This is a genomic window from Streptomyces sp. A5-4 (assembly GCF_051131715.1).
Taxonomy (GTDB): domain Bacteria; phylum Actinomycetota; class Actinomycetes; order Streptomycetales; family Streptomycetaceae; genus Streptomyces.
Genome location: NZ_CP178591.1, coordinates 6,018,306 through 6,040,161, shown reverse-complemented (window position 1 = coordinate 6,040,161; position 21,856 = coordinate 6,018,306). Strand labels below are relative to the sequence as shown.

Here is a 21,856-nt window from a genome sequence, read left to right as displayed (position 1 = left end):
ACTTCACAATCACAACGAGTGCGGGATGGACTACGGAGAGGTGCGTATGGGGAGTTCTTCTTCGCAGAGACAGCGGTAACCGTCTCTGCTCAGCGCTTATGACGCCCTCGCCGTACCCCAGGGGCATGGAGGGTGGCAGGTGCTGTTTGAGCGAACTTCACGATTGCACGGTGCTAGAGAGAACGCGCACATACACTGACTCGCGCGATCACCAACTGACCAGCGGAGGAAGCGTCTTGCGGCTGCTCTTTGGGAAGGTTCACTACTCGGACACGAGCCTCTGATGGCTGACATAGTGCCGCAGGCCGGACGACCAGGCCACGCAGCGGTCATCTGCGGCCTTGGCTACTGGTTGCCGCCGAAGGTTGTGACTAACGAAGACCTCCACGCCCGTTTGGGCACCTCGGCAGAGTGGATCTACAGCAGAACCGGGATCTCCTCTCGTCATGTGGTGCCCCCAGGCATGGCTACATCCGACCTGGCCGTGGAAGCGGGTGCCCGAGCCTTGACGTCTGCTGGCGGCGTTGAGGTTCAAGCACTGATACTGGCCACAACGACCCCTGACCGATCATGCCCAGCCACAGCTCCCGAGGTCGCATCGCGGTTGGGGATGACCGGGATCGCCGCCTTCGACGTCTCTGCAGTCTGCACTGGATTCTTATACGGGCTTGCGACAGCCGCAGGATTCATCGCCGCCGGCCTTGCTGAACGAGTCCTACTCATCGCAGCAGACACCTTTTCAACTCTCCTGGATCCCACAGATCGCACCACTGTTCCGATCTTCGGAGACGGCGCCGGCGCGCTCGTGCTGCGCCGAGGCACCGACGATGAGCCTGGAGCAATCGGGAAGATGGTGCTGGGCAGCGATGGCGAGCTCAGCGACCTGATTGCCGTCGAGGCAGCCGGATCTCAACAGCGGTCCACCGCCGTGCGGGAGGGGTACTTCCGGATGCAGGGACGTGAGGTCTTCCGTCATGCCGTGGAGCGGATGAGCATTGCGGCGACCGGCGCCGTTGAAGCCGCTGGATGGCGACTCGACGAGATCGACAGACTGGTCGCGCATCAGGCCAATGCACGGATTACTTCATTCGTCGCATCAGAGTTGGGCATCCCCCCGGACCGCCAAGTCCAGAACATCGAGCATGTGGGCAACACCGCTGCGGCATCGGTCCCCGTCTTGTTGGCCGAAGCGACGACCAGAGGCCACCTAGCCCCAGGGCACCGAGTCCTGCTCACTGCCTTTGGCGGCGGGCTGACATGGGGTGCCACCACTGTGGTGTGGCCCAAACTCGAGTGCGTCCCCCTTGGCAGCGAGTTGTAGTCGTCCCGCCCGACACTCACACATCTGTCACCGTCAGCCCCCGGGAGAAGCCCGTGTACGACACCCTCAAGAACATCTTGATTCATGATCTCCACCTCATGGAGGAGGACATACGGCCAGAGGCCAGCCGCGAGGAGGCCGGGTTGGACTCTCTCGCCATGGTTGAGTTGTCCATGATGCTCAGCAAGCGGCTCGGCATTGAGATCAGTGATGACGAGTTGCTCGACGCCGCGACGGTCGCCGACCTCGCTCACTTGATAGGCCAGCGGAGCACACGAGTCTGACCAGGAAATTCAGTTCTCCTATGGCGCCTCCTGCCCCACTCGCTCCGTGCCCTTGCCAGGGAACCGGCAGCTCCGGCCGCAATATCACTGGCGTGATGTGCCAAGCTCCTCATCTGAGCGCAGAGTTGGGCACCAGCTACGCCCGACCGGCCGAATCTGATCCATGGACTCCTCACTGAACACCCTTTATAGAAAAGCCAGTTGATCGTTGGAGGGACCATCAGTAATCTCAGCCGCATGACGCTCAAGGCTCTCACTGCCGATCAGATCGATCAGTTCAACCGTGACGGGTACTGCATCGTTCCGTCCCTTTTGAGCCCAAGCGATCTCAGCTACATCAAGGACTACTACGCGCGTGCCGCAACGGCGCAGACATCAGCGGTCCCAGGAAGCACTGCCTGGGACCAGGATGAGAACTCGGCACCAGTACTCCGTAGGGCGCCGGCCCCTTTCGATAATGACTCCGGCTTCCGAGCGATATTCAGCTCCCCTCGCGTGCTCGACCACGTGGAGGATCTGATCGGACCCAGCATCTACCTCCACTCCTCGAAGCTCATCTTCAAGCCAGCGAGAAGTGGCCGACGTAAGCCCATGCACCAGGATCTGGCGTACTGGACTGACATGTCGGCCCGACAGGTCACACTTTGGTGCGCGATAGATCCTGCGACGCCAGAGCGCGGCGGGATCGAGATCTTGCCCGGCTCGCATAGACGACTTCTCCCGCATGAAGACCTGGACGATTATCAGGTGCGAGAGGAGGAGCTGGATCTGAGTCAGGTTCGCCCGGCCATCATGCAGCCCGGTGACGCACTGTTCCTGGATGTCATGACCGTTCACGCCAGTGCACAGAATCGTTCCGACCATGACAGGCTCGCCGCCGTCGTGAATTACTACTCGCAGCCGAAGAGTGCAACACAGACATCGCGCTACGGCTCGACGCTCCCTCTTCGTGCCCCGCATCACCAACTGTCCTAGGCGGTAATGCCCTCGTGTCCAGCCACGCCAAAGAAAGCGGCCCCGTCGTTCTCGGGATTTCGTGCAGCCACGACGCTTCGGCCTGCCTGATGCGCGGCGGTGAGATTGTCGCTGCCATCCAGCTCGAACGCCTCACCCGAGTCAAACGTGACGGCCGCCCGTTCCTCAATTCGCGTGCCGCCGCAGACTATTGTCTGGATGCGGCCGGCCTGAGTCCTGATGACGTCGACTTGTTCGCGTTCAACACTCAGAACCTCGTGCCCACTCAGGTGGGATTGAATTTCCCGTTCGCCGATGAGAGTTTTGACCTTTTCGACCCCGTCGGGGAACGCTCGGTATTCGTCTCCCATCACTTGGCCCACGCATTCGCCACATTCTTCTCCAGCCCCTTCGATCACTCAGCCGTGTGGGTGGTGGATGGTTCTGGAGGGAGCGTGATCGGCGCCGATGACCTTCTCCTGCGCGGTCCGGAGTTCGCCGCGTACGTGAACAGGACTTTGCCTGTTCCGCGGCCCCCCTATCACGTCGAGTCGGCTTATGTGTTCGACCGCTCCGGCTATCGCCTGGTCGATCGCGGTGTAGCGGCGTCTTTCCATCCCATGTGCGGTTCGTCATCCCTGGGAGAGACCTACGCGTCTGTATCCCAGTACGTCTTCGGCGACTGGCAGGAGGGAGGAAAACTGATGGGCCTCGCCCCGTACGGCGAGGCTTCCAGGTTTGGAGAGAGTCTGCTCACACAAGATGAATCGGGAATATCCCGCTTTACGAGCGAATGGAAGCAGCGGCTATCGCGAGCCAACCGGCGCGGCACGCCCATGGAGTATCGAGATCTTGCCGCGAGAGTGCAGGCTGATCTGGAGGTCGCACTCGTCGAGCGTGCTTCACGAGTCCTGGCTCTGACAGGCGAGGTCGACCTTGCCTACGCCGGCGGTGTGGCGCTTAACAGCGTCGCGAACCAGCGCATCGTTCACGAGTCCGGGGTGCAACGCTTGTACACGATGCCGGCCAGCCACGATGCCGGGGTTTCCATCGGTGTCGCGGCCGCGGCTCACTATCTGCTGACTGGTGACACTAAGGGGACCTCTGTCAGCCATGACTTCCTTGGCAGGTCCTACCAGGCCGAGGAGCTCGACGCGGCTTTGAACCAGTGGAGCGGTTTCCTCCGCACTGGCGTATATGACCAGCGGCAGATCGTCGAGCGCCTTGCGCAGGGGCAGGTGATCGGCTGGTTCGAGGGTGGTTCGGAGTTTGGGCCTCGTGCGCTGGGCCACCGCTCCATCGTGGCCGCTCCCTTCGAGCGTGACATGTGGGAGCACCTCAACTGCTCCATCAAATACCGGGAGGAGTTCCGGCCCTACGCGCCAGTCGTGCCCGTCGAAGTCGCCGACAGGTTCTTCGACATGGGACCGGACAAAGCGAGCCCCTATATGCTGAGGGTTGTGCGGGTGCGTCCGGAGTGGCGTGATCGGCTGGGTGCCGTGACGCACGTCGATGGATCTGCACGCGTACAGACCGTCGACCGCATCCGTAATCCACGATGGCATGCCCTGCTCACTGCGTTCGGTGAACGCACTGGGCTACCGGTGCTGGTCAACACGAGCATGAACGTCCGCGGTGAACCTATCGCCGAGACGCCGTCGCAGGCGATCGACGTTTTGCTGTCCACTCAGATGGACGCGCTGGTGATCGAGGACCGCCTCGTAGTCCCAGTCAACCCAGATTCCGCCGGCGTTGAGGCGTCTAGGCTGATCCGCGCTCCGGGCGTGGAACTGTCGGCAACCGTGGGCAAGAACGGGCCTGAGTACCGGCTGACCAGCCAGGCCCGGAGCGGCCTGGTCAAGGAGATCCCGCTACCCGTCTTCCTGCTGCTGGCGGACGCTGACGGAGCGACCTCACTTCATGATCTGCTCAAGCTGCACTGCTCGGAGCCAGAGCAACGGGCCGCGGCCGTGCGTATCGTCCACGGCCTACTCGCGGACCGGGTGCTGCTCACCGACGAGCAGGACGGCCGCTCATGACCCGGCATGTATTGGACGTCGCCGTCCTCGGCGCCGGGATGATCGGCATCGACCTGGTTACAAGGATCAAGCAGTCCCCGTTCCTCGACTGCCGGCTGGTGGTCGGGCGCGATGATCAGGCCCGCGGCTTGCGGCTCGCAGCCAGTCTCGGCTGCCCTACCTCAGCTGACGGGATCGACGCGTTGGTCAACGCTCCCCGCCCGTTCGACATCGTCTTCGATGCGACTAATGCGATGTCGCATGCCGAGCACTGGGCCCGCCTCCAACCCCTGGGGACGATGCTTGTCGATCTCACTCCCAGCAGGGTCGGGCACATGGTCATCCCCATGGTGAACGGGACCGACGCGCTGATGCACGGCAACGTCAACCTGATCAGTTGCGGCGGCCAGGCATCCATCCCCATCCTGCATGCGCTCACCCGACGGTACTCACCGGACTACATCGAGGTGGTCACCACCGCCGCCAGCCCCAGCGTGGGCCGAGCCACCCGCCTCAACCTGGATGAGTACATCGCGACGACCCAGGACGCCATCCGTGCCCTTACCGGCGTGCGCGACGTAAAGGCGATCGTCAACCTCAGTCCGGCTCGGCCCCCGGCAACGTTCAGGGTGGCCATGTCCGTGCTGGCCCCTGGGGCTGCCATCGAGCCTGTCCGTGAGCTCGTTGCCGCCGCGGCTGACGAGGTCCGCACTTACGCTCCCGGATACAAGGTCACAGCCTGCACAGTGACCGACGGACGGGTCTTCATCGCAGTCGAAGTGACAGCTACAGGCGATCGAATACCCCGATATGCCGGGAACCTGGACATCATCAACTCAGCTGCCGTCCTGATCGCCGAACAGCGCGCCGCGAACCAGGAACTGGTGAGCGTGACAAAGGAGTTGTTGTGAGTCAGGTCACGGGCAACGTCACGATTGATCCGCAGCGGGTACTGGTCCACGATCCCACTCTGCGGGACGGCCATCACGCTGTACGCCACCAACTCGACCGTGACCAAATACACGGCTACGCCGCGGCGGCCGACGCCGCCGGCGTCCCCGTGGTCGAGGTAGGCCACGGTAACGGTCTCGGTGCGTCCTCCCTCCAGGTCGGCCGAGCCAAGCTCAGCGACGACGAGATGCTGTCGACCGCGCGGGAGGCCATGCCGAACAGCCGGATGGCGGTCTTCATGCTGCCCGGCTGGGGGACCACCGCGGACCTGCAGAAGGCCGTGGCACACGGCGCTGACGTAGTCCGCATCGCCGCCCACTGCACCGAGAGCAACCTCACGGAACGCCATCTGGGCTTTCTCCGGGAAGCAGGCGTGGAGGCACACGGCGTACTACTGATGAGTCACATGGCCAGCCCTGAGCGACTGGCCGAGGAGTGCGCTCTTCTCGTGAAATACGGCGCGCAAGCTGTGGGCATCCTCGACTCGTCCGGCCACTACCTTCCCCCCGACGTGACCCAGCGGATCACCGCTATCGCTGAGGCCGTGGACGTGCCCATGATCTTCCACGGGCACAACAATCTGGGCATGGCCATGGCCAACTCGGTGGCTGCGGTGCAGGCTGGGGCGAGGATCATCGACGGCTGCGCCCGGGGCTTCGGCGCTGGAGCCGGCAACACCCAGCTGGAAGTCCTGGTGCCCGTGCTGGAGCGGATGGGCTTTCCGACCGGCATCGACCTGTACGCGCTCCTGGACGCGGCCGACCTGGCTGAGCGAGAGCTCATGTCGGCGCCGCCGACAGTCGACTCTGTGAGCATAGTCAGCGGCCTGGCTGGGGTATTCTCGGGCTTCAAAAACCGTGTGCTTGACACCTCTGCCCGCTGGGGTGTCGATCCGCGCGATGTCTTCTTCGAGCTGGGCAGGCGGCAGGTGGTCGCCGGCCAGGAGGATCTCATCGTCGATATCGTCATGGAACTGCGGAACGACACCACGAAGCGCGAGAATGACGGGCCACCGCGGGGAACGGCCCGGAGCTGACCAGCCCGAACTTCAGGGCCCGGCCAGACCGGGAACCCCCTCCGACACCGACTATTGCCACGCTGCGAGAATCGATCACATGAACGAGTTGGCCAAGCAGAACGAAATCCGTCGTCAAGAACTGATGGCACTGCGTGATGCCGTCGTGGAACGACGACGGAAGTCGACTCCTCCAGCCGCCGGGGAGTATCCGCTGGCCAACCTCAGGGCACGTATCACTCAGGCGCTGCGCGATACGTCGGGGCTCGCCGAGATCTCCTGGGAGATCGACATCCTCGACCGTGCGCGGTTCGGCGCGGACGTGGCGTTGCGGCTGACCAGCCTGCTCAAGGACGGCGGCCCCAAGCAATACATCACCACGCATGTGCCGTGGATCATCGAGGCGCTTCGCTCTCCCGCGCTCAGCGATGTCGTGAGCGAGGTCAGCCACAAGGGTATCTACGTCAATGTCCGACTCACCGACAGCTGGTACCTGAGCGCCGTGCAGTCGGTCATCGACCTGGACAGCCGGTTCGGCCTGAACGACAGCTGGTCCGATCGCACGCAGATCGTTGACTACTCATCGCCCAACGTGGCCAAGACGCTCCACGCGGGCCACCTCCGCTCCACCATGATCGGCCACGTGCTGAGCAATCTTTACGATGCTTGCGGGGCACTGGTCTACCGGCTCAATCACATCAACGACTTCGGCGGATTCGGCTTCATGCTGGAGGGCTATCGCCGGTTCGAGTCCCTCTTCCCGGAGGGGATGCGGAACAACGACCGGCTGCTGGCGATCTACTCCATCAGGCGCACGATGGAGCGGGCCGTGGCCGCCGGGACGGATCTGGAAGGACTGCCCGAGGCAGACCGGGAGGTCATCGCCACGTACTTCCCAGGAGTCGCCGAGGCTGACGAGCTCCGGAAAACGTACGCGGGCCTCGTCGCCGCCTCCGACGCACGGTTTCACCGGCTGGAAGAGGGGGACGCAGACGAGGTCGCCCTCTGGCTGCGCATGGTGGAGTGGAGCCTGGAGGATTTTCAGTCCTTCTACTCTGCGCTGGACATCGACATCGACTTCATCATCGGCGAGAGCTTCTACCTCGACGCCGGAAACATGGTGGTCGATGAGGCTGTCCGTAGCGGTACGGCCTTCGAGCTCACCAAGGAGATGGTGAACCACCAGGTCGCCGAGCTCGACCGCGCGGTCGAAGAAGGGGAGATGACCCCCGAAGCGCAGGTCAAGGCCGCTGCTTCGCTGGAGAAGGACATCGGCGCGATCGTGGTGCAGTTGCCCGGGGGCGAGCGGCTGGTGACCCGTCGTTCCGACGGCCGCAGCATCTATGCCACCCGTGACCTTGGGGCGATCAAGCTGCGGCGTGACATCTTCGACCCGACCGACATCAACTACGTGGTGGGGCAGGAGCAGCGCGTTCACTTCTCGCGGCTGTTCCAGGCTGCCGAAGTTATCGGCCTGGCTACCCCCGACGAGCTGAAGCTCAAGCACACGTACTTCGGTTTCTACGTCGATGCCGAGACCGGCAAGAAGCTGTCCAGCCGAGACAGCGTCGCCGGCGTCAACGACCTGCTCGCCGAGTCCGTCACGTACTACCGTGCGAAGACGGCCGAGAGCGGCGGCATGACTGAAGAAGAGATGGATCAGGCTGCCCGCCAGCTCGCTGTCGGCTCAGTGGTCTTCAACGACCTCAAGAGCGACATGAAGGGCACTGTCAGCATTGCCAGGGGCGAACTGACCCCCACGATTACCGCGTTCGAGAAGTCGGGCGGACCCTACGTCGTCTATTCCGCCTGCCGGGCCAGGGCCATTCTGCGCAAGTACAACCAACCGTTGCCCGAGGCTGCCGACATCGCCTCCTTCGACGTCAGCGACCAGGAGTCCCTCCTGATCTTGAGGCTCATGGAGTTCCCTGAGAAGGTTGCCAAGGCAGCCGACGAGGGCAACTCGGCAATCCTGGTGCGGCACCTGCTCGACCTCGCCGGAATCTACAACTCCTACTACGCCAGCTCCCCTGTACTCCAGGGTGGCCAGGCGAATGAGTTCCGACTGCTTATCACCAAGTCCGTGCAGTCGGTCTTGGTCAACGGGTTGAGCCTCTGTCACGTGGAGTGCCCGCCCAAAATCTGATGAGAGGCAGGCATAGTCCATGGGAAGACTGGCTGGGAGGCGCGCCATCGTCACCGGCGGTGCCAATGGCATCGGGCGAGCGATCGCGACAGCGTTTGCTCGTGAAGGCAGCGATGTCTTCTTCACCGCGCTGAGTGATGAGAATGCGGCAGAGTCGACCCTCACCGAACTACGCGGCCATGGCGTGCGGGCGGACTACATACTGTTGGACGCCGTCGACCTTGACGGCGTCCAACAGTTGATGGACGCGGCGTCCAGGGCGCTAGGGCTTCCCGACGTCCTGGTGAACAATGCGGCCACAGCCACCCGGACCGCGTTTCTGGACCTGACACCGGACGAGTACGAGCGCGTCATGGCGGTCAATCTCCGGTTCCCGTTCTTCGCCACGCAGGCGTTCGCCGCCCAACTGCGCGCCGCTGGTGTGCCAGGCAGCGTCATCAACATCAGCTCGCTGAGCGCCAATAGCGCCGTGAGCGCCATGGCGCATTACCAGAGCAGCAAGGCCGGCCTGTCGATGTTGACCCGTGGCGCGGCCTACGAACTGGCGCCGTTGGGTATCCGTGTCAACACCATCTCCCCCGGGCTTACTGCAACCAAGGCGAACTCCAACCAGTGGCAGAACGACCCCGAGCTCTGGCAAGAGCGAGGGAAGGACATCCCGCTCGGGCGGCCGGGACGTCCTGAGGATCTGGCCGGCGCCGCAGTCTTCCTGGCGTCCGCCGAGTCAGAGTGGATGACGGGCGGCGACATCGCGGTGGATGGTGGCGAGGTAGCGCTGTGACCAACTGGGCACCGTTGATGATCGACGGCTCAGAGCTCGAGCGAGCCGATCTGCTTTCTGCGGTCATCGACGCGTTGGGCGAGGCATTCCTCGCACTGAGGGCTGGACAGGCGCAGACCGCTCCGCGGACCCTGTTGCAGAGTGGACCAGAGCCGTCGGCCCAATTGCTGGTCAGCCCTGCTACCTGGGAGCAGCGCGGGGTTGCCGGCCTGAAGATCACCACCCTCACCCCGGGGAACCCGAGCCGCGGGCTTCCCCTTATTCACGGCATCGTCGCCCTGATCGATCTGGAGACCGGCCGGGTCGTTGCTCTCCTCGATGGCGCTGCGCTAACGGCCGTCCGTACGGGAGCGGTCGCAGGTCTGGCGACCAGGCTATGTTCACCGCCTGAAGCCGGAGACCTGGCCATCATCGGCGCGGGAGTACAGGCCCGTGCCCTGCTGCGGGCGATGGCAGCGGTTCGCCCCATTCGCTCTGTCCGGCTGCACTCCCGGACCAGGGCCGGGGCTGAGATGTTCGCCGGCTGGATCCGGGAGAGGCTCGGCACGGATGTCTGCGTCGCGGTGTGCGACGACGCGCAGACAGCCGTCCGAGACGCCGAGATCATTTGCACAGCCACATCCACCGCCGGCGACATGCCCCTGGTAAAGGCTGAATGGGTAACCTCTGGCGCCCACCTCAACGTCATTGGTGGCAGCCACGAGGATGCTGTCGAGGTCGCGCCTGCGCTGCTCGTGAAGGCCTTCCTGGCTGTGGAGCAGCAGGCCGCCGCGCTGGAGGATGCCGGCGAGATCCGGTCCGCGCTCGCCGACGGCCTCATCGACAGTAGCCATCTCCACGACCTGGCCGCTCTGCTGGACGGCGAGGCCGCACCAGCCCCCGGACAAACCACTTTGTTCCGCGGAGTCGGTATGGCGATCGAGGACACGGCCGCCGCGTCTGCCCTGTACGACGCTCTACGCGCTGGTGGGTAGAGCCCGGCCCGGCCGGGTCAGCCACCCGGCCGGGCCGGGCGGGCGTCTCTGGACCACACCAGGAAAGATCTCTCGAACACGATGACGGATTCCCCGGTGGACTTCGTGCCGGTTGTTTCGACGGTGACGATCCCCTGTCCCAGACGGGACCGCGACCAGCGTTTGGAGAGGATGCGGCTTGTCGCGTACAGGGTGTCGCCGACGAACACCGGATCGGCTAGCCGTACCCGGTCCCAACCCAGATTGGCCACAGCGCGTGCTGATAGCGCCTGTACCGTCATTCCGCCGACCAAGGCCAGCGTGATTGAACTGTTGACCAGGATTCGGCCGTAATCGGTGCCCTCTGCGTAAGCCTGGTCAAAGTGAAGCGGGTGCTGGTTCATCAGCAAGAGGGTGAGCCATGTGTTGTCGGCTTCCGAGATCGTCCGGCCCGGCCAGTGCTTGATGACCATGTCGGGTTCGAAGTCCTCGTAGTCGCCACCATGCTCTTCGACGTACTCGTTCTCGCCAACGCGCCGGAGAGTCACGCGTGCTCCTCTTTCTGTTCCTGGTTCGTCTCCAGCCCTGCTGCAGGGGTGGACCCGAATCGAGCGGTCCATGCCTCGCCGCCGGCCAAGGCCGCACGGGCCTTCCGGACGAACGGGGGGCCGACCATCCGTCCATCGAGCAAGGCGATGCCGTCACCTGCCGCACACACCGCGTCCATCACTCGTCGGGCGGCCTGCAGTTCAGCCTCGTCCGGCCGGAACGCCCGGTTGATGGCGGCGAGTTCCTTGGGGTGGACGGTGCCCTTCCCGTGAAAGCCGAGGGACTGTGCGTGTTCGATCTCATCGTGCAGGACCGATGGGCTGGCCAGCTGGAAGTTCCCGGTATCGATACAGGCAATACCGTGACGGGCGCAGGCAAGCGCCATCGCCTGCCGGGCAGAGAGTAGTCCGGCTTGGTTGATCTCGATGCCGAGTGTGGCCGCCAGGTCCGCCGAGCCGAGAATCAGCCCGTCGCTCGCTGCGGCGATCCCGTCGATCGCGTCGACCGCCTCGATGGTCTCGACGGTCACGTAGATCTGCGGGTGCCAAGAGGCCGAGGCCAATGCCTCGCGCAACAGCACGGGTTCGGCCGGGAACCTGACCATGGTCATGAAGATGAACCCGGGCCTGGTCCGGCCCGCGGTGAGCATCTCGATGTCGTGCACCGCCTCGATCGATCCCAGAGGGTTGATGCGGACGGCGAGGTTTGTGGCATCTGGCGACTGGTCGAGTGCCCGCCGACAGATCTCCCGGGCGTCCTGCTTGGCCGGTCCGGGGACCGAGTCCTCCAGGTCGATCAGATGGACGTCGGCGTCGTACGACCAAGCCCCCACCACTCGGTCCAGGGAGAGAGCCGGGGTGTACAGGATGCTACGCAGAATGGCGTGTGCGATCTCGGTCATGCACCAGTCTCCGGCCGTACAGGGGTCGCCGACGGGGCCCCGACCTCTTCGAGGACAGCGCACAGCTCGCTAACCTGCCGGTCGGTGTGGCCGGCTCGCAGCATGACTCGCAGCCCCGCTGTGCCGCGGGCGACGATGGGGAAGAACACCGGCGAGACGTAGAAGCCGGCCTCGAACACCCGTCGGCCCGCCTCGATCACCTCCGAGTCGTCCATCGGCACCAACCGGATCGGGAAGGTGTTCCCGGACTGTGAGGTCGCGATACGGGAGTCGAAGAGCGCGATCCTGTCCTGCAACCGCCGCTGGAGCGTAATCAGTTCGTCGGTCCGGTGGATCTCCGCTGAGGCCAGGCCGGCACCTACCGCTGCGGTGTTCAACGGCTGCGAATAGCTGAGGGCGCCGGCGAAACGCTCGATGATGCGCAGCGTCTCCTGCGGGTGCCCGTTGAGGAGGATGGCCGCGCCGCTGGTGCCGAATGCCTTGTTCAGAGTCGTCACCGTGATCGTGCGGTCGTCCAGCGCCGGGCTGGTCGAGCGAACGTAACCGATCCCGCGCGTTCCGAACGCCGAGACGGAATGGGAGTCGTCGTAGAACACCTGAAGGCCATAGCGGTCCTGCAGGTCGGCCAGTTCCTTGACCGGGGCGTACCCGCCCAAGCTGTCACTGCCGTCACAGATGTACCAGACCCTGGCGTACTCCTTGCAGCGGTCCTCGATGAAGTCCAGATCGTGGTGCCGACAGGTGACGATCTCGGTTTCGTCGGCGCACAGGGGCTTGGCCTGAGCCATCGAGACATGGCAGTTCTTGTCGAAGATCATCAAGGGCCGGATGCCGTCGCCGACATGCCCCGAGGCGATCAGCGGGAGCAGGCCGGCGCTCGCCACGCTGGCGGAAACGGCGGAGACCGCGTCGGCGGCGAACAGTTCGCCGAGCGAGGTCTCAAGTTCCAGCAGGGCCGGTATCTGCACGCGGCTGCGCGGAATGCAGTGGTCCAGCACGCCGTAGGTGCGCAGCGCGGCGACGGCGCCCTCGATCACCTTGGGATGGGAATCGAGATCCAGGTATGAGCAGCAGCTGAAGTTGACGAACTCGTGTCCCACTCCGGTCCGCAGGATGCCGTCGTCGAGTTCAGCAACAATTCCAGCCAGGCCGTTGCGTTCCGAGATTTTCCAAAAGGAATTTCCGATGTCAACCGACTTCGCGTTGTTGCGGAATCGGTTGGTCGGCTGGGGCGTCTTCAGTCCGGTCACTTCTTGCCGCCCACAGGTGTCTGCTCGGGCTGATAGTCGTAGAAACCCTTCAGCTTGCGGAACGCGGTCTTGTAGAGCGAGTCGGCCAACATAAGAGGGCGACGGAATATCTTTGCGCTGCCCAGCCAGAAGTTTATGTTGATATTTACTCGGTCAAGTCCGTCGACTTGGTGCCACCAGCCCATGGGGAGGTACAGCATCTGGCCCGGCTCCAGGACAATGTCTCGACGCTGCGCAAGCGCGGCCGCCAGCCGGGGAAAACGTTTGACGTCGGGGTTGTCGACCCTGATGGCCTCTGAAGTGTTGGCGTAGCCGCGCAGAACCGACCGGACGTAGTAGTTTTTGAATCCCGGAGGCATCACAATGAAACGCTTGCGGCCCTCGAGTTGGAAGTTGAAGTTCTCGAACTCGTCGAAGTGGCTGCGTCCGCGAAGTCCGTCGTAATTCGCCCAGATATTGGCCGAGTTCAATGGAGCCTGATAATCGAACATCTTTCCGGTGTCGAACCCGAGTAGCTCGTTGATGACTTCCGGCTGATTCTTGATGTTCGAAACGATGCGATACCTGCCGTCCATATTCGACTTGTAGGGTTCACTTTCGAAAAAATCGCGAAGAGGGATCTTCGTGACCTCGGCGCGCGTTTCGTTCTCCTTGGTGCGATCCTTCGCGAACAGAGCCACGTTGGTGTTGCCGAGTTTCTCAATTACGGCGCTCCGGTAGAAGCCGGGCTCTGCCGGCGGGAAGACATCGACGACCGCAGGAACGTCGGCCCTGATGATGGCGTCGGGTCCCCAGGCCAGGAATTCGTCCAGGCTGAGTCGAGGGAACGGAACGCTTTCGATACCGAGGAACGCGGAAGCTGTGTCGTTCATGAGGGGATCCTCTCTGCGCTGGTGGAGGGACGGAGTGGGGCTTCAGTCTTGGAGTCCAGCCATGCCGCGTAGTCGTCATCGACGAAAGCGGCCACACGGGCGACGTCCGCCCGTTGATCGGCGTCCAGGTCGTCTGTGGACCAGGCGCGCTGGTCGGTGCAGAAATCGAAGAGATCCTCCGGGCTCACCCCGAGACCGGGCTTGGACCGGGCGGGCCTGGACATCACCTCGGCGCGGGCGAGGGCGATTTCGGCACGCCACTCCCGGCGCTCGGCGAAGCCGTCGATCCGGTGCCGGGCCCGTTGGCCGTAGTCCCGGCGCAGGTCCCGCGAGCGCACGAGCTCCAGGCAGGCATCCACGCACTGCCGCGGAGTGCTGACCAGCAAAGCACTGTCGGGCGTGAGCAGGTCACGCACCCCGCCGACCGGGAAGGCCACGCACGGCAGTCCGGCCAGCATCGCCTCCTGGAGAGCCTTCTCGCTGGTTGCGTAGGTGTACGGGTTGAGCGGGTAGCAGAAGATGTCCAGACGGTTCAGAAACGCGGCGGGGTCGGGCTGGAAGCCCAGGAAGCGCACTCGCTGGCCGAGGCCGAGCCGGTCAGCTTCCGCACGGTAGGTGTCCAGTGGACCGTCGCCAGCGAACTCGAAGTCGACCTCAGGCGCGGCTTGAATGACCCGTGCAGCGATCTCCAACATGGCGGCGTGCATCTTGATCGGCTCGACCGTACCGAGGTAGCCGATGGTGATCCTGCCGCCATGGCCCTTGCCGACGCGGGGAGTGCCGCTCAGGGGCGTGCCTGTCCCTAGACCGGCCTCGGAGAATACGCAGCGCGCGGGGGGGAGCCCGGCAAGCCGACGGTTCCTCTCAAACTGCGGGTTCGCTGCCGCACTCGGGGTGGTGACGGTGCAGCCGTCAACGCGGGAGAGCAAACTCGCGCTGGGACACATCCGGGGTGCGTCGAAATGGCCCCGGGAGTGAAGGATGATTCTGCTGGCCGACAAGTCGGTGTTCACCAGGAAGTCGTTGACGTAGGGGTTGTTCCACCATTCGACCTGCACGATGTCCGCAGCCGCCGCAGCGATGCAGGTTGCCTCTACCCCAGCGACGACCTCAACGCCTGCTCGTTCAAACGTCGCCCTGTGTTCCGGTTGAGGTGGAACCAATGAGGCCACGGCCGGAGTCACGTCGGCGGGGCCGCCGACGCACATCCGCAGCAGCCCCATGCTGGCGCCGCCGTTGGTCAGTTCCTTGATGACATGGAGCACCTTCATCTGGCTGCACCTCCGGCACGCCAGCGGTCCAGCAGAGTGGCTCGGTCGTATGGGAAGCCGCCGAACAGCTGCTCATTGATCTCCAGGGATTCCTCATCGGCGAGCAACAGGAACTGGAACAGGCGGTCGTCAAGCATCGTCTCCCATCGGTTGAGGACCTCCATGCCCTGTGCACGGCCGTCATGGTGCAGGCCGTCGAACGAGCTTCCTTGGCCGTACGCACTCACTCTGTTCAGTCCGCTATCGGAGTGCTGCAGCTCAAGGGTCTGGGAGATTCTTCGCCGCTCGGCAGCGTCGCTGAACCAGGAGTTGAAGGCGACGTACGTGTATCCAAAGGAGCTGGTCTCGAGGTAGCCAGCGTAACGTTTCCACAGGTCCAGGAGATCGCGGATGCGGTAGCGATAGGCGAAGGCGGGGTCGGACTGCGCCTGCCGGGCGATGGAGGCTGCTGTGTTGGGGAAGTCCCGGAGGACCACGACAACGTCGCAGCGGTGCGCTACATGCGCGTTGTGGTGGAGGGGGAACGTTGCCGGATCGAGATTTTCATAGCCGACTATCAGGGTGCGTTCCTGAGAGCCGATGGCCATGCGAGTGTACTTGTCACGGTCAACGGTCAGGAGATTTCCATCTGTCTCGAACAGGGAAATCTCAGCGCTGTTCAGGTAACGGACTTCTGAGTCGTCGAAGTGGCCGCGCAGCCATTCCGAGATCGCGTGGTTCGCACCGCGGCGCAAGCCGAAAATGAAGATGGCGCGGTCGAATAGAGGTTCAGGTGCAGGTTCTGAGTGGGGTTTCTGGTCAGCCGCTATGGTTGCAGCCAGCTTCCGAATGTGCTCGGCGGACAGCTGACGAGCCCTCGCATGTTCCAACGCCGTGTCTTGAAATCTTATCGCCGCTTTGAGGGGTGGCAAGTCAGTCAAAACAGTTTCGCGGTCACCAAAGCGCCGCAGTACACGTTCCAGCGCAATAGGGGAAAGGAGCAGGGTCAGTGCGTGAACGGCGCGTTCACGCTCGTCGTCCACACGATTCCGCTCAAGTTCTGCTTGCTCGAATCGCCTATTCGACTGAGTGAACATATTCTCCCCTAGCGCAAGGACTGATTTGAAGGAAATTGAGATGCCGGGACGATTCCCTGGAAGTGCGGCTTCGACTATGGAATGTGCCATTTGTAGTCAATATCGCCTCTGCGGAATCTGTCGAAGCGACTAAGGGCCTCTGAGACCTTCTCGGGTTGGTGCCGAGCCTTCCTGGCGTAGGTTGTGATCATCTGGACTTCTCGAAGGTCCCGACGGGGCCCGTCGCACTCAATCCGGTTCCGGCGCATGCTCGTTCGAACAGCTTGAGCATCTGAGACTCGGTGCAACCCCCGTGGGTCGGCGCGCCAGTGAGGCCGGAGTCGCGACCGTCGGCGTCCTCGCCAACGTGCGGTGGCTTGTCTGCATTGCGCTACACCGTCCCAGGAGTGACTGATCGGACACATGCTGGTACAGACCGTATGCATGATCCACCGCTCGTTGAACAGGGAATGCGAAAATCTGCGCGATCTTTTCCCTTGCCCCAGCCGCTCGGGCATGCGGGGTACAGGGTTGCTGGGCAACTGGCCCTGCTCCCCCTCGATTTGCTCCGTCCCCACATGGCCAGGAATGTGTGCTGCCGGAGCGCCCAGTGGGTCCGAGAGGCACACGGTGACAGCCAGAAGCCGTCAGGCATGAGGCCGCAAGATCATCCAGTGGATCTCCGGAGCCGCAGAACTCGTAGTCCAACAGCCACACCCGCGGCTGCCCAGGATTGACAAGCACGTTGGGAGGGGTAGCGTCCCCATGGCAGGGAACTCGCACCGGGTCCTGTATCGCCCTGCGAAGTGCCTGGGTGCTGGCTGGCGCATGAGAGGCGAGAGCTTTGCCCAACTCGGCTTGCAGCTCGCTGGTTTGAGGCGGCGGGTCATCAGGCCACGGGCCAGGAAGACCTACGGAGGAAACCATCACCTCCAGCATTACTTGCATCCACCTGGCATGGTTGCCGGCCGCTGGGTCGTCGAGCCTCACGCCAGGGAGCTCCCGCAAGACCAATGTCGGTGGATTGCGGCGATGCCCCAACATGTGCGGAGTATGGCCGTCCGGCACCTGCTGCAATGCGCGCAGCTCCCGCCCATACGGGCGTAGAGCGGCGTACCGCTTGACGTACCTTGCAGCCTTCGTCCCCGCGCTTCCCGCTCCTGGTACGTGCCAGAGCGAACGTCCCGACAGGTCAACATGGACGGGTATCCATCCTGCGGCACGCTCTTCCTCGCTCGAGATTTCCACCGAGCCCATGTCCACAGGAAGCTCCTCGACTACGCATTTGATGCAAGAAGGAAAATTCCACTGGTGCAATAACGGCTATCCACATGGCCGCAGAGGTTCAGCACGCTACGGCAACTTTGCCTGATCTGATGTGAGTTGGCACATCACGCCTGTGATATCACTCTGATAATTCGTCGTACCGTGAAGGCGTACGCCAGCTTGGCGAGCCGAGGTCGGCACCGGTTCCGCTGGCCGGAGTCGCATTAGCCCGTGGCTGCAAGACCAAGCCAGTGAGTTCGAGTGGGGCCTGTAGGCCATCGAGCATGCAAACGATCTTGTCGATGTTCGTGAGGCGACGCGCACCCGATTCCAGCATCGACAGGAACCCCTGGCTCAACCCGGTTAGCGTGGCTATGTCTTCTTGACGGAGGTTGCCGATCTGACGTACGAGGGTGCACAGAGTTCCGAAGTCCCGAGTCGCTAGCGCCTCCTGGACGCGCACATCCGTCCATACTTCCGGCAGCACGCGAAGTGGCACCAGGGGTGAATCTCCAGGGGTCCGAAGGCATCCACTGCACCGGGTCTCACGGTTGTAGCGGCTGAGACGACAGCCGCACCGAGAGCATCGACGGTCGCGCTCAGCGATCACACCGACCCCGGCAATACGCTCTCTCGGCACAATCGTCATCCCCTCGTCGCTGTCAACCAGGCAGGCTTGCGTTGAGCCGGCAACGCTCGCTCCCCTGGCAGCCGCGAGCTCAGGCGGGGGACGAACGCCTCCTCACGATCGACACTCTGTAGCCGGACGGTTACCTTCGAAAGGGTGGACATGGGCGGCACTCTTTGTGTCCCCCTCTGTCCTCACGGTCTGCAGGTGTGGCGCTAGGCATGCGTGCAAGACTCGCTAGGAAGGGACGTCTGACGGCTTCGTGGAGGGCACAACATGATCGACGACCGCCCCCACTGGGCGCAGCGCATGGAGTCCGAGCGCGCCGCTCGCGGCTGGAGCCCTCTCGACGCCGCCCGCGCCATGCGCGCCCATTCAAGCCACGAGCTGCCAGACGAACGGACAGTCGCTCGATCGTGGCGCCGCTGGGAGGCCGGCGCGGTCGAGCCCCGAGACCACAAAGCTCTGATCGCGGCCGTCTTCGGCACAACCACCCACGCGTTCTTTCCGGTGGACCATCGCCGGGATGGAAACACCGAGGTGCTGGACGTCTCAGGCATGGACACCGTCGAGATCGTGGCCCGATTGCGGGCGTCGGATATCGACGAAGCCACCCTGGACGCGCTCCGCATCACGGTCGACAGGCTTTGCACGGAGTACGCCTACATGCCTGGCGATCAGTTGCTAGTCGAGGGCCGGGCGTGGCTCAACCGAGTCGTCAGCATGCAGCACCAGCGACTCACGCTCGCGCAGCACCGTGACGTGCTCTTCCTCGCGGGGATGCTCACCTTGCTCGTGGGATGCGTGGAGTACGACGGTGGAGGTGTGACCCGCGGCCACGCGGAGGCCACCCGGCAAGCAGCCCTGTCGATTGGCCACGAGGTCGGACACGCTGGAATTCAGGGGTGGGCTCACGAAATGCGCGCATGGTTCGCCCTCACGAACGGAGACATGCGCGGTGTAATCGCCGCCGCCGACGCCGGTCTTGCTGCCGCACCCGGCGAATCCGTGGCTGTCCAGTTGCTGGCACAGAAGGCCAAGGCATGGGCAAGGATCGGAGATCGGCGTCAGACGGAAGTCGCACTCGATGCCGGCCGGACTCTCCTTGAGTCCATGCCTTATCCGGAGAATGTGCAGAACCACTTCGTGGTAGACCCGAACAAGTGGGACTTCTACTCCATGGACTGCTATCGCAAGGTCGGCGACAACCAGATCGCCGAGACTCTGGCCCGTGAAGTCCTACGGGCCGGGGTGGATTTTGACGGGACAGAGCGTTCCCCCATGCGCAATGCCGAGGCCCGCATCACCCTGGGAGTCGTTGCGGCGCGGGAAGGTGATCTAGGAGCTGCCCTCACGTACGGCGAACAGGCATTGCGTAGTGATCGACGGTCGCTGCCTTCGCTGAGCATGGTCGCTGGCGACCTGGCTGCTGTCCTCACCCAGCGGTACACCAGTGATCCGCAAGCGCGCGAGTTCGTTCAGTACATGCGTGCTCTGGGCTCTCGCTGACACCACTTGGCTCTGACGCCAACTCGCTTCAACTGCGCGCAGCGGTGAGGGACTTCACTTGCTCCAACACCTGGGCTGTGTCCTCAAGGCTTTCGAGTACAGCATCTGCGCCCGCTGCGGTCAGTTCGTCGACAGTGGTCTTGCCGGAGGCAACACCGATGATGAGGGCTCCGCCTTCGATGCCTGTGCGGACGTCCTCGAGGGAATCTCCGATGATCACCGTGTTGGCGCAGGTGAAGGTCGTGCCGTGCGTAGCCTGCGCGCGCTTCTGGGCGATGCCGACGAGGGCGGGACGGTGGTCATCGTCGGAGGCGAATCCACCGATCTCGGGATCGAGGTAGCGTTCGAGGCCGAAGGCCGCGAGCTTCCGGAGCGCGTTCGGCTTGAGGTTGCCGGTGACGACCGTCGGCACCCAGCCCTCGTGATCGTGTACGACCTGGAGCGCGGCCACCGCTCCAGGCATGAGGACACCTTGGTTTCGGAGGTCGTCAGTGTGAGCTGCAAGCCGCTTCGGCAGTAGCTCCACCATGCGCGGCAACAGGTCAGGCACCGCCGCCTCCGGCACGCCGTTGTCCAGGAGCAGGGACCGGATCGCGAGGGGCATGGTGACGCCGGTGCCGCGGGCCGGCAGGTGTTCGGCGGGGCGGCCGACGACTTCGGCGAAGGTCTCGCGGTAGACCTGCCGGTCGATGTCGCCGACGTACAGCAGCGTGCGGTCGATGTCCCACAGCACGAGGACCTGCTGGGCCTGGGTCACGTTCAGCTCCTTGCACCCGTCACGAGAGCGGCACGGTCGATCAGCTCCCGAGCGTACGGGCTCCGCCGGACCGGGGCGAGCTCGCCGACCATGCCGTCGATGTGCTCGTTGAGGCGGGCCGATTGGAGCTGTTCGGCAAGGTCGAGCGCCTGGTGTGCCGTGGCGCAGCCTGCTTCGAGCTCGCCCTTCCGGAGGTAGGCGGACGCCGCGCGGGTAAGAAACAGGGCGTTGGTGCGCTGGTCTGCCGGGTTGAGGGCCTTTCGCGCCTCGGTGAAGCTGACGGCGGCGTGGGGCGCATCGTCCAGGTCGAGATAGGCGCTGCCGGTCTGGCCGTGGATCTCGCCTTCGTTGATCCAGTACAGCCAGTGGGGGTCGGACTCGGAGCGCCCCTGTGCGCAGAGTTCGGCTGCCTCGCCGAGCGCGATGAGGACTGCCTGCCGTTCGCCGAGCTTGGCGTGCCCGCGTGCCTGCCGGGTCAGCAGCATCGCCTCCAGGGCGGGGGTGCCCAGGGTCCTGATCTGCTCGCGGGCGGCTCGTGCCGCGGTGACGGCGTTGCGTGGCTGTCCGGTGGAGTAGCCGTGGATGGCCAGGTAGGACAGGGCTCCGGCGCCCAGGCGGTCGTCGCCGGAGACCTTGGCCGCGCGGAGCGCGGCGAGCAGGTAGCTCTGGGCGTGGTTGTGGCGCCCGGAGTCGAAGGCGAACCAGCCGGTCTGCGTAGCGGTGTCGGCGACGATGGCGGCCAGGCGGCGGCCGATGACCTCGGTGTATGACGCCTTCTGCAGAAGGCGTTTGAGGAGTTCGAGGTGCGCGTCGCCGAGCTCGGTGAGGGTGCCGCTGCCGGCACTGGCGTCCATGATGCGCAGGCGGTCGGTGGTCGCCTGCAGGTTGTCCAATAAGTCTGAGGTGAGCTGGCTGCCGTCCGCAGCGCGTTGAAGGGGCTCTGCCTCGGCGGTTCCCCAGTAGTGGACGAAGGCGGTGAGCGCGATGCCGCTCACCGTGAGGAACTGCCGGCGGTCAATCACGTCGCCTCCAACCGCGTTGTCCAAGGCCGCCACCATACGGGCCGCGGTCCAGGGCAGGGTTGGATCGAGATCTCCGGCCGACTGGTCCGCAGGCCGCTGAAGTGCTCTGCCCGCTGACCGTGGGAGCGGGAGCTGTACGAGCTCGGCGGGTGCGCCGATGCCTGCGACAAATTCGATGATCTTGTCGATGTTGGTGAGGCGGCGGCTGCCCGACTCCAGCATGGACAAGAACGCCTGGCTCAGTCCCGTGAGCTGGGCCATGTCCTCCTGGCGCAGCGAGCCTCGCTGTCTGATCAAACGGCTGGCCTTGCCGAAGTCAAGCCCTGCAAAGGCCTGTCGGACATCGACGTCTT

General features: G+C 64.0%; 19 protein-coding genes. 10 read left to right on the top strand and 9 right to left on the bottom strand.

What is annotated here, in order from left to right:
* The first annotated feature begins 283 nt into the window (after window positions 1-283).
* The 9 genes from ACLLJJ_RS28455 to ACLLJJ_RS28415 all read left to right on the top strand — a co-directional run bounded on the left by ACLLJJ_RS28455 (window position 284) and on the right by ACLLJJ_RS28415 (window position 10,444).
* Window positions 284-1,321: a beta-ketoacyl-ACP synthase III gene (locus tag ACLLJJ_RS28455; protein WP_434596619.1), complete on the top strand. Its 1,038-nt coding sequence runs from the start codon at window positions 284-286 to the stop codon at window positions 1,319-1,321.
* A 53-nt stretch (window positions 1,322-1,374) separates the two neighbouring features.
* Window positions 1,375-1,605 (top strand): acyl carrier protein, encoded by a 231-nt coding sequence (locus ACLLJJ_RS28450; protein ID WP_267838852.1) that lies wholly within the window; start codon window positions 1,375-1,377, stop codon window positions 1,603-1,605.
* 237 nt (window positions 1,606-1,842) lie between these two features.
* Window positions 1,843-2,580 (top strand): phytanoyl-CoA dioxygenase family protein, encoded by a 738-nt coding sequence (locus ACLLJJ_RS28445; protein ID WP_267838853.1) that lies wholly within the window; start codon window positions 1,843-1,845, stop codon window positions 2,578-2,580.
* Window positions 2,581-2,594: 14 nt separating this feature from the next.
* Complete coding sequence (locus ACLLJJ_RS28440; protein ID WP_267838854.1) at window positions 2,595-4,598, top strand: carbamoyltransferase family protein; 2,004 nt, start codon at window positions 2,595-2,597, stop codon at window positions 4,596-4,598.
* Window positions 4,595-5,488, top strand: coding sequence for an acetaldehyde dehydrogenase (acetylating) (locus ACLLJJ_RS28435; protein ID WP_434596616.1), 894 nt, complete (start codon window positions 4,595-4,597; stop codon window positions 5,486-5,488). Before ACLLJJ_RS28440 ends, ACLLJJ_RS28435 begins: the two co-directional genes overlap by 4 nt.
* Window positions 5,485-6,564, top strand: coding sequence for a 4-hydroxy-2-oxovalerate aldolase (gene dmpG, locus ACLLJJ_RS28430; RefSeq protein ID WP_420833849.1), 1,080 nt, complete (start codon window positions 5,485-5,487; stop codon window positions 6,562-6,564). The genes ACLLJJ_RS28435 and dmpG overlap by 4 nt, the downstream gene beginning before the upstream one ends.
* A 79-nt stretch (window positions 6,565-6,643) precedes the next feature.
* The gene (gene argS / locus ACLLJJ_RS28425; RefSeq protein ID WP_267838856.1) at window positions 6,644-8,689 is read left to right on the top strand and encodes an arginine--tRNA ligase; all 2,046 of its coding nucleotides are present in this window, start codon (window positions 6,644-6,646) and stop codon (window positions 8,687-8,689) included.
* A gap of 19 nt (window positions 8,690-8,708) precedes the next feature.
* Window positions 8,709-9,470 (top strand): SDR family NAD(P)-dependent oxidoreductase, encoded by a 762-nt coding sequence (locus tag ACLLJJ_RS28420; protein WP_267838857.1) that lies wholly within the window; start codon window positions 8,709-8,711, stop codon window positions 9,468-9,470.
* Complete coding sequence (locus ACLLJJ_RS28415) at window positions 9,467-10,444, top strand: ornithine cyclodeaminase family protein (protein ID WP_434596613.1); 978 nt, start codon at window positions 9,467-9,469, stop codon at window positions 10,442-10,444. The genes ACLLJJ_RS28420 and ACLLJJ_RS28415 overlap by 4 nt, the downstream gene beginning before the upstream one ends.
* Window positions 10,445-10,461: 17 nt before the next feature.
* On the opposite strand, the gene ACLLJJ_RS28410 is transcribed toward ACLLJJ_RS28415, so the two are convergent.
* The 7 genes from ACLLJJ_RS28410 to ACLLJJ_RS28380 form a co-directional block, all read right to left on the bottom strand.
* The gene (locus ACLLJJ_RS28410; RefSeq protein WP_267838859.1) at window positions 10,462-10,971 is read right to left on the bottom strand and encodes a MaoC family dehydratase; all 510 of its coding nucleotides are present in this window, start codon (window positions 10,969-10,971) and stop codon (window positions 10,462-10,464) included.
* The gene (locus tag ACLLJJ_RS28405; RefSeq protein ID WP_434596611.1) at window positions 10,968-11,873 is read right to left on the bottom strand and encodes an HpcH/HpaI aldolase/citrate lyase family protein; all 906 of its coding nucleotides are present in this window, start codon (window positions 11,871-11,873) and stop codon (window positions 10,968-10,970) included. The genes ACLLJJ_RS28410 and ACLLJJ_RS28405 overlap by 4 nt, the downstream gene beginning before the upstream one ends.
* Window positions 11,870-13,123, bottom strand: a complete 1,254-nt coding sequence (locus ACLLJJ_RS28400) for an aminotransferase class I/II-fold pyridoxal phosphate-dependent enzyme (RefSeq protein ID WP_434596609.1) — start codon at window positions 13,121-13,123, stop codon at window positions 11,870-11,872. The genes ACLLJJ_RS28405 and ACLLJJ_RS28400 overlap by 4 nt, the downstream gene beginning before the upstream one ends.
* A complete protein-coding gene (locus ACLLJJ_RS28395) occupies window positions 13,120-13,995 on the bottom strand; it encodes a cupin-like domain-containing protein (protein WP_434596607.1) in 876 nt (291 codons plus the stop codon). The genes ACLLJJ_RS28400 and ACLLJJ_RS28395 overlap by 4 nt, the downstream gene beginning before the upstream one ends.
* Window positions 13,992-15,266 carry a glycosyltransferase family 4 protein gene (locus ACLLJJ_RS28390; RefSeq protein ID WP_434596605.1) on the bottom strand — a complete coding sequence of 425 codons (1,275 nt, stop codon included), beginning with the start codon at window positions 15,264-15,266 and terminating at the stop codon, window positions 13,992-13,994. Before ACLLJJ_RS28390 ends, ACLLJJ_RS28395 begins: the two co-directional genes overlap by 4 nt.
* Window positions 15,263-16,288 carry a hypothetical protein gene (locus ACLLJJ_RS28385; RefSeq protein WP_267838864.1) on the bottom strand — a complete coding sequence of 342 codons (1,026 nt, stop codon included), beginning with the start codon at window positions 16,286-16,288 and terminating at the stop codon, window positions 15,263-15,265. Before ACLLJJ_RS28385 ends, ACLLJJ_RS28390 begins: the two co-directional genes overlap by 4 nt.
* Before the next feature lie 282 nt (window positions 16,289-16,570).
* Window positions 16,571-17,578: a phosphotransferase gene (locus tag ACLLJJ_RS28380; RefSeq protein WP_434600542.1), complete on the bottom strand. Its 1,008-nt coding sequence runs from the start codon at window positions 17,576-17,578 to the stop codon at window positions 16,571-16,573.
* 913 nt (window positions 17,579-18,491) lie between these two features.
* Between ACLLJJ_RS28380 and ACLLJJ_RS28375 the strand changes: the two genes are divergently transcribed.
* A complete protein-coding gene (locus tag ACLLJJ_RS28375; protein ID WP_434596603.1) occupies window positions 18,492-19,724 on the top strand; it encodes an XRE family transcriptional regulator in 1,233 nt (410 codons plus the stop codon).
* A 28-nt stretch (window positions 19,725-19,752) separates the two neighbouring features.
* Here the strand turns inward: ACLLJJ_RS28375 and ACLLJJ_RS28370 are convergent, their stop codons facing one another.
* The gene (locus ACLLJJ_RS28370) at window positions 19,753-20,481 is read right to left on the bottom strand and encodes an HAD family hydrolase (RefSeq protein WP_267838866.1); all 729 of its coding nucleotides are present in this window, start codon (window positions 20,479-20,481) and stop codon (window positions 19,753-19,755) included.
* 2 nt (window positions 20,482-20,483) lie between these two features.
* A complete protein-coding gene (locus tag ACLLJJ_RS28365) occupies window positions 20,484-21,800 on the bottom strand; it encodes a helix-turn-helix domain-containing protein (protein WP_434596601.1) in 1,317 nt (438 codons plus the stop codon).
* Between the last annotated feature and the right edge of the window lie 56 nt (window positions 21,801-21,856).